The organism is Methylothermaceae bacteria B42, assembly GCA_001566965.1.
Lineage (GTDB): Bacteria > Pseudomonadota > Gammaproteobacteria > Methylococcales > Methylothermaceae > Methylohalobius.
In genome coordinates this window covers 121,482-129,730 of the sequence record LSNW01000013.1, presented here as the reverse complement: position 1 = coordinate 129,730, position 8,249 = coordinate 121,482, and the positions used below count along the sequence as shown (strand labels likewise).

Annotated in this window: 6 protein-coding genes and 1 pseudogene; 1 reads left to right on the top strand and 6 read right to left on the bottom strand. The window is 60.5% G+C overall.

Annotated features, from left to right (window positions below):
- Together AXA67_06720 and AXA67_06715 are read right to left on the bottom strand one after the other, a co-directional pair.
- Positions 1-1,390, bottom strand: a pseudogene (locus AXA67_06720) (hypothetical protein).
- A gap of 149 nt (positions 1,391-1,539) precedes the next feature.
- On the bottom strand, positions 1,540-2,256 hold the full coding sequence (locus AXA67_06715) for a copper oxidase (GenBank protein KXJ41237.1): 717 nt from the start codon (positions 2,254-2,256) through the stop codon (positions 1,540-1,542).
- Between the two features lie 376 nt (positions 2,257-2,632).
- Between AXA67_06715 and AXA67_06710 the strand changes: the two genes are divergently transcribed.
- The gene (locus tag AXA67_06710) at positions 2,633-3,283 is read left to right on the top strand and encodes a hypothetical protein (GenBank protein KXJ41229.1); all 651 of its coding nucleotides are present in this window, start codon (positions 2,633-2,635) and stop codon (positions 3,281-3,283) included.
- A gap of 63 nt (positions 3,284-3,346) precedes the next feature.
- Here the strand turns inward: AXA67_06710 and AXA67_06705 are convergent, their stop codons facing one another.
- The 4 genes from AXA67_06705 to AXA67_06690 are packed head-to-tail and all read right to left on the bottom strand — an operon-like array spanning position 3,347 to position 8,202.
- The gene (locus AXA67_06705; protein KXJ41228.1) at positions 3,347-4,642 is read right to left on the bottom strand and encodes a hypothetical protein; all 1,296 of its coding nucleotides are present in this window, start codon (positions 4,640-4,642) and stop codon (positions 3,347-3,349) included.
- Complete coding sequence (locus AXA67_06700; protein ID KXJ41227.1) at positions 4,633-5,463, bottom strand: hypothetical protein; 831 nt, start codon at positions 5,461-5,463, stop codon at positions 4,633-4,635. The genes AXA67_06705 and AXA67_06700 overlap by 10 nt, the downstream gene beginning before the upstream one ends.
- 10 nt (positions 5,464-5,473) lie before the next feature.
- On the bottom strand, positions 5,474-7,156 hold the full coding sequence (locus AXA67_06695; GenBank protein KXJ41226.1) for a hypothetical protein: 1,683 nt from the start codon (positions 7,154-7,156) through the stop codon (positions 5,474-5,476).
- Positions 7,156-8,202 (bottom strand): malic enzyme protein, encoded by a 1,047-nt coding sequence (locus AXA67_06690; GenBank protein KXJ41236.1) that lies wholly within the window; start codon positions 8,200-8,202, stop codon positions 7,156-7,158. Before AXA67_06690 ends, AXA67_06695 begins: the two co-directional genes overlap by 1 nt.
- Positions 8,203-8,249 lie beyond the last annotated feature (47 nt).

Below are 8,249 nucleotides of genomic sequence, written 5' to 3'. Positions count from 1 at the left end.
TGGTGGCGGTGTCGACGATGGAAATGGTCGCACTGAGCGTGTTGGCGGTAACCACATATTTGCCATCCGGGCTGACCGGAGTCTGGATTGGCAGGAGGCCATAGGCGGGACCCTGGGTCTTGCCGGAGACGGGATCGTAGTCGGCGGCTAAGTCGATGTCCTTCACCTTCTTTTTGTTTTTCAGGTCAATCACGCTCATGCTGCTCAGCATGGGCGGGGTGCCCAGCAGATTGGCGGCATAGGCATAATCGCCCTGTGGGCGGATGCCGATGGCGATGGGGATTACTGCTCCCGTGGGGATCTCGGTAGCTTTTTCGCTGCTAAGATCGACAACCGAGACGCTGCCGGCCAGGGCATTGGGCGTGACCATGTATTTGCCATCATCACTGATCCAATGGCCGTGGGGGCCTGTGTGCGGACCGGTGTTGATGGCTCCCAGCAGGTTGTGGTTGCGTCCTGGCGCCAGTTTGGCGACGCGATCCTCACCGTTAATGGCGACGTACAGCACGTCGGTTCCTGGGCGGGTAATGACGTGGGAAGGGGATTGGCCCACGGTGACCACGCTGTAGATATCGCCCGTCTTACGGTCGAAAGTGGTCAGCCGCTTGTCGAACCATTCGGTCTGGTAGATATAGCGGTAAGCTTTGTCCGACCACATGTTGTGGGGGTGATTCAGGTTGGTTTTGATTCCCTTGACTTTTTTCTTGATCTTCCAGGTGGCCGCATCTAGCTGGGTGGCAGATCCAAACTTGGTCTTGCCGGCGATTTTCTCGAACTGGGTGTTGATCCACACTTCTCCAACACCCGGTGTGGCAGGCAGGGATACCTGGTTGGGAACCGATACGCTAAGGGCATTCAAGGAGATCTGTACCCCACCCAGGTTGAGCGGAATATCCGGCAGTTTCACTTCCCAAGTGGGTTTGGTGTAGTCGCGCCATAGCGCCGGGGTGGTGACCACAAAGAAGGTGCGCAGCAGTTTCTTGGCGATATCGCTGGTGGTGGGGACCTTAGCGCCGGTCACCAGCTGGATTTCACTGCCCAGATCGAGCCCAGGCGTGGCCGGATCATCGACAATCACCGCTCCGAACATATAAGGATGCACCTTGCAGGTGAAAACGTACAGGCCGGGTTTGTCGAATTTAACGGTGACACTGGCCGAGGAGGGTTTTTCCTGGTCCACCGGGAAATCCCTGGCGCCGGGTTGCCAAATCAGGCTGGTGATAGTGTGTTCACTGTTGGTATCGGTCATCTTGATGAGGACTGCCTCGCCAGGCTTGACCACGACTAGGGCATCGCCGTCATTGGGATCCTTGAACCAGGTGCCGGGTTCGTCGGTCATCTCCAAAGTGGCCGAGGGCATCACCCCGGCAACACTGATGATGGCTTCGTCGCCGGCGCCTGCCTGGGATGTGGTGGCTGCCCTTTGTTTGAGCTTGACTGCTTCGGCCGGCAGCGAAAGACCGAGTCCAGCAGCCAGAGTAACAGCGGTGAACAAACATTTCAGTCTCATGATATTTCTCCTCCTAATGCAGTATTTCACTATTGAATAACGCGGAATTTGCCCATCATGCCGCTTTGCATGTGCTGGACCACGTGGCAGTGGTAGTGCCAGTCCCCTGTTCCCACGCCCTCGCCGGCCTTGACCACGAAGCTCTGGCGGTTGATCGGGCCGATATTGACGGTATCCACCACATGAGTCGTGCCTGGTTCGATCCAGCGGTGGCCGTGCAGGTGAAAGGTGTGGAAGGCGGTGCCCATGCCAATGACATGGAAGCGCACCAGTTCCCCTTGTCTGGCGCCGACCGTAGGGTTGGTCCATAGGGGAATCTCACGGTTGACGATATGATTGAGCTCCTGACCCCAGAAAGTGGTCTCGTGCATCCACAGAATGAACTCCCGTTTGATGTCTTTGAGATTGACCTGGGTCACCTTGCCGTCGATCAGGGCGGGAACCTTGCCGCTTTCGGGGTTGACGATCAGAGTGCCATACAGCCCCTGGTCCTCGGCTCCCACCTTGGGGTCGCCAAAGGCGTGGTCGTGATAAGGCCAGGTGCCTGCAGTCCCTGGGGCGGCGATCCATTCATAGGTATAGGGCTTGCCCGGGAAGGCCGCCTGGTCGGCGACGCCGTTGAGCGCCCGGGTGGTGCCATCGCTGTCGAACTTGTAGTGAACGCCGTGGACGTGAAGGCTCACTGGAAGCTGGGAATCGGTGATGCCGTGCTCCAGGGTCACCTTGGCTGTGTCGCCTTCGGTCATGACAATGGTGGGTCCTGGAATGGTGGGGCCGGGAGCATAGCGGCTGGTGATATCCTCGACCTTTCCCCCGCTATGCTCGATTTTATGGCTGACCATCTGGTAGGCCAGCTGGCCGGACGGCAGGCGGGCGGCCTTCAGGGTGATCAGATGGGTCTCGGCCCATGCTTGTTGGGACAGTCCAAGGACTAGTAGCAGGCCAAGCTGGTACAGAATGCGATTCATCATGAATTCTCCTCCTATTCATTGGCTAGTGCGAGGTGTATTTAAACGGTTATAATAACGCTTTGTCAATAAAAAACTTTATAAACTGTTTATTTGCAGTGGAACCCAGAATCCGTAAACTGATACGTGATCGTCTAAAGGTAAGGAGTGTGAGATGTTGGGTGGATTCAGTGAGCGGCAGCAGTGTCTTCTGGAATTACTGCTGAGGCATCAAGGCGGGATGACCATGGAAGCCCTGGCGTCGAGTTTGAAAGTGTCCAAGAGCGCCGTACACCAGCACCTCAACACTTTGGAGCGGGACGGTTATGTGGTACGCAAAGCTTTGCGGAAGACTGGCGGCCGTCCCAGCCAACTATATGCCCTCACTGAGCGCGGCATTCATTTGTTCCCCAAACAATACGCTTGGTTTTCCCGTTTACTGCTGGAACAGTTGCTTGAACGTTTGGGGAGTGAAGAGGTAGAACAACTTCTCTACCAGCAAGGGCGGGCGACTGCCGCCGGGTTGCTGCATCGCCTGACGGGAAAGAGCGGGCTAGGGCGGCTTGAGGAAGTGGTGGCCATCATGCAAGAGTTTGGCTATGAGGCTGAACTCAGGGAAGGTGCGCAAGGCCCTGAGATCGTCGCTCACAACTGCATCTATCACGATTTGGCCAAAGAGCACAGTGAAGTGTGTACCTTGGATATGGGATTCCTGGATGGCTTGTTGGACCGGGTGGCTCAGCAGGAATGTATCGTCCAGGGTGGTTCTGCCTGCCGTTTTTGCCCTTTGGCTGTGAAGGGGGATGACAAAGGCAATGGTAATTGACCTGGCGTGGAGCGTACTTAGGCTTTGCGCATTTTGCTGGTGCAATTTTCGGGTCTGGAGCTTTCAGAAATCCACCTGGCCGCGCAACTGAAAGATGCGCGGGTGTTCGTTAAGCCCGTCGCGGTTGGGGCTGGCGTCGGCGAGGATATAATTGGCCATGAAGCGCAGATTGGGGAACAGGTACCAATTGAGCCCCACGGTTAAATTGCGTTCGCGGCCACCGCGCACGTCGCTGTCGCTCAGGTCCAAAGCACTGTAGCGCATTCCCAATTCCCAGGCGCCCCAGCGGCGTCGGGGATTGATGCGGCCAAAGTTGCCGCTTTTGGGTCGATAGGGGCGGGTTTCTCCAGTCAGGAGCCAACTGCCATAGGCATACCAGCCGGAAAAGTTCAAGGTCTTCTGGCCGCGGCGCTTGACCCAGGTCTGAAAGTATTCTCCCTGCAGGGATAGCGGTCCGTAGCCAATTGCCCCTTCCAGCACGCCTTTGAAGGTGTCGTCCACCCGGGCAATGGTGCGGGTGTCCACCAGGCGCTTGTTGGTGACATAAGACTCGGGCCGGCTGCGGAAGCGGACCCGGCGCTGGCTGTCGGGTTGGCGGTAGTCCCCGGACAGCCCCAGGTGGAGGAAGTGGTCTTGTCCGGTCCAGGGAGCGAAGGTGACCCGGGCGGCGCCGCCCCAGCCCTGATCCACGTTGTCGTTGTGGTTCTGTAAGGTGTCGCCGAAGACCCCGCCCGCCGCCGTCCACCGCTCACCGTGGATAGCGGCGGCGGCGCCGATATGATAGTCGGGGGTGAAGGCGAAGGGCAGGGCCCGCTCCATGAAGGTAATGGCGTTGGAACTGGTCATGCCTTCGAGGCTGAAGGGTTCCTGGAAGTGTCCCAGGGTCAGTTTCAGCGGTTTCCATCCCCGGAAGGCGAGCCAGACATTGCGGGGACCGACCTTGCCGTTCTCGCCGAATTCTATCTCGCTTTTGAAGCGCCAGTCGTGGCCGATGCCACCGGCCGCAAACAGACGGGCGCGGCGTAGTTTGGCTCCGTTTCCCAGCGAGGTCTCATCTTGGTGAAAAAAAGCTTGGTCGATGTGAACCCGGCCACCAAGACGTAGGGACGAGCCGGTCTTGCGGTCTTTGATCACGAAACCTTTCTTGGTGCTGAGCTTGACCCTCGGTTTACGGCTGTTGGCAGGTTGTAACCGGTCCAGTTGTTGGCGCAGGGTGGCGATTTCTTCCTGCTGCTGTTGCAATTGGCGTTGCTGGGCCTGAAGCAGGCGGTAAAGGGTTTCCAGGTCCGGGGGGGCGTCGGCGGCCTGGGCGCCGAGGCTAATCAACGCCAGGCCCAAGAGCGAACGTTTTAGCGGCATAGGGTATCGGCAATCCGGCTGTGACAGGGTATGGGTAAGGGGGGTGGCAATTGGTTGGCAATGAAATCGGCCACCACCGCGCCCATGCCCAAGTCCATGCACTGACCGAAATCGTGGCCAGCGCCTGCAATCACTTCGAAACGGTAGGGGGTATTGAAGCCCTGATGGCGGGCGGCCTCTTCCATGGCGGCGATCCAGTTGCGCCCGCGTTCGAGGCGGGAGCCACCTTGCTGGCTGACGATCCGTGCCTTGAGGTTGAGTTCCGGATCGGGGTGATCGTCACGGCCGCCGACCGTGACCAGGGTTGGAATCCGCAGGAAACGCCGGGGTTCAAAATCCAGGTCGGGCAAACGCCGGCAGGGACGCAAGCCACGGGGATAGCCCAGCCGCAGATCGGGGAAGGTGTACCAGCCGGCCGCTCCCACTGCCAAGCTCAGCACCTGTTCCGGGTGGGCCATGGTGAAACGGTGGGCAAACTGGCCGCCGCCGGAATAGCCGAACAGATGGAAACGGTGGTCGGCCAATTGGCAGCGTTCGGCCACTTCGCCGACGATGGCCTGCAGCAGGTGGTCGGCCCGCAGTCCTTTGCCCGCGCGGCCGAGACGTTGATAATCCTGGCAACGTTGGCGGTCGAAGAGGGGGGCGACCAGGACCAGGCCCAGGCGCTCGGCCCAGGGGCGGAAGCGGCGCAAGTGTTCGCGGCAGTTACGCGAGATACCATGCACACTGACCCACAGTCCCCGGATCGGGCCCCGGGGACAAAACAGGGTATACCGCTGTTGGGGATCGTGCGCTAGCCGGTAATAGGGCAACGGGGACATGGGATTCTCCTCAAAGGCTGTGGGAATGTTGGAACAAGCGCCGGGTCTGGGTATCTCCAGCCAGCAGACTCGCCGGCGTTCCCCGCTCGCGCAGTTCCCCTTCTTCCAGATACCAAATCTGATCCACGTGCTGGAGCCGTTGCCGGCGATGGGTGACAATGAGCACGGTTCCAGGATGGGTGATCAGCAACTGATCAATGAGCGCGCTCGCCTCGGGGTCGAGATTGGCGTCGACTTCGTCAAGCAGCAGTAGCCGTGGCTGGCCGAGGAGCGCCCGGGCCAGGGTCAGGCGCTGGCGTTGGCCCTGGGATAAATTGGCCCCGCCTTCGCTCAGCCGAAAATCTTCACCGCCGGGCAGGTCTGTCAGGATCTCCGGCAAGCGGCACAAGCGTTTGACTCGGGCGACTTCGGTCTCCGGTGCTCCGGGCCACCGGTAGCGTAGATTGCGGCGCACGCTGCCTCGCAGCAGAGGCAGATCAGGGCTGACGATGCCGACGGCGCGGCGCAGATCGGCGGTCTTCACTTGGAACAGATCAATGCCATCCAATAGGATGCGGCCCTCGTTCGGGGGCAGCAAACGGGCGATGACGCTGAGCAAGGTGGATTTACCGGCGCCATTGGGGCCCACCAAGGCGATCTTGGCGCCCCCGTGAATGTGGGCACGTATCGGTTGCAGACAACCATCGACGGCGATGCCTTCCAGCGTCAATTCCCCTGGCCCGGCGGCCAGGGATAAGCGTCCCCGCCTTACCACCACCGGCAGCCGGAGGAATTCCTCAATTTTCTCTCTCGCTACCCGGGCGCCGAGCCAGTATTCGTGCACCCGTCCCAGGTCACGGAGATAAGCGCTCAACAATCCCGTGACCGTCATCGCCGCCGCTACGGTTCCCGCAGTGGATTCCCCCTCGCTGACCCGCCAGACGCCGGCCAACAGAATCGCCGCGCTCGCCAATGCACCGCTGCCTTCGGCGACCGCCCGCAGGCGGCCCACGGCCCAGGCCCGGGTCAACATCGCCTGTTGCAGTTCCAGGCTCTGGCGTTCCACCCGCCGCCGTTCCCGGCGTAATTGGCCAAAGGCCTGGACAACCGCCATCGTCGCGCTTTTTTCCGCCAGATTGTTTGCCAGCCGGGCTCTTTGCCGCCGGGCCTGGCGGGTGGCGCTCTCCAAGGCGGCACCGAGACCATAGGCAAGGAGGGTACTGGCGGCGAGAAAGGCAGTGCCAATGGCAGCCAGTAGCGGATCCAACCAGGCGAGCGTGGCGAGCGCGCCACAAGCGACTACCCCCGCAACGGTCAGGCGGGCCAGGCCCAAGCTGAGCCACTGGCGTAGTGCCGTCAAATCACCAACGAATCGTAGCAGCATCCCGCCCCGGCCCCGCCGTTGCAACAGCCGTGGAGAGAGACGCCCCAGATGGCGGTAAAGATGCAGGCGTAGCTGGTGGACATAGTCCTGTCCCAGGCGTTCGGCCTCCACTCTTTCCCGCAGGCGCAGCCAGCCACCGATCAGGGCCGTGCCGATCAGGGCGGCACCCAGTTGCAGGGTGGCGGTGTCTAGCCGTTGCAGACGGTCGAACACCGCCTGGATCAGCAAAGTGGTGGCCGCGGCAGTCAGAGCCTGGAGTATGGCAATCATCAGCAGACGCAGAAACAGGCGCCTACGTGGCGGGGTCAGCAACCGGGGCAATGGGCTCATCAGGCGGTCCGAAGCCTGAGCGTTTTGGCGAAACCCAGGATTTCCAGCACTGTTTCGGATGTCAATGCATCCTTATCCAGTACCGGGCAAGATACGGCCAGGGTGGCTTCGGCACTGGCCAACGGCGAGGCGGTCAGGGCTCCGCTGACCGCCACCAAGGGTAGTTTCTGCTGACGCACCATCTCCACGCCGGCCTTGGCGCCCAAGGCATCGGCGGCGGCGAACAAGACGCCGTCTACTTGTTGGCGGAACCAAGTGCTGGTTACTAAAGCAGCGGTTTCCCCTTGCAAAAGGCCATCTGCGATCTCCAACACCAACACCTCTACCCCGGCTTCGACTAGGTGACCACAGAGGGTAGCCGCGATTCGTTCCAGGGTTTCAGGAGGTAACCTGAAAGTGGAGGCGAAACCGGCGTCGGTAAAATCCAGTACCGGGTCGGCGCCGTGGTCCTGCATCAGCCAAACATCGCCGCCGGCGCCGGTGCCGGTAATTTTGGCCGCCCCCACCTTGAGGCCGGCTCTGCTTAGGCCCCGGATTAGATGGGCGGCGGTGGTGGTTTTACCGGCGTTCATGGCGGTTCCCAAAACCGCCAAAGTCAACGGGCAGGTGTCCGCTTTCTTGGCTGGTATGGCCCAGTCGGCCAAATTCAGTGGTCGGCCGCGGTCGTCCCCCAAAAGTCCCAGAGGGAGAATTTCGGTGGCGTCCTTGACGGCGCTATGCTTACTGTGCTGACGCGCGGCGATGCCGCCAGCGGCCACCATTTGACAGGGTTCCAGATGTTCGGGGACGTAGGCCTCGAACTGGTCCGGAGCATAACGGTTGCCATAGCACAGAATCACCCGGTCGCCGGGATACAGGTGGGCGCGGCGACCATTGCCCAACTCGATGCGGCGGTGGTGACCCAGGCGCACGATCTCCGCCAGCACCAAATCCCCGCTACGGGGACACAGATCGCCCATCAGCAAGGTATGCATGGCGGATTTGGGAACGCGGCGGACGCTATAGGCAGCCTTGATATGTTGCAGATTGGCTCCCGTAAGCGGAATGGCGTTGAAATCGGCCTGTGGAGAAGTAAAGTGTGGAAGGTGCAAAG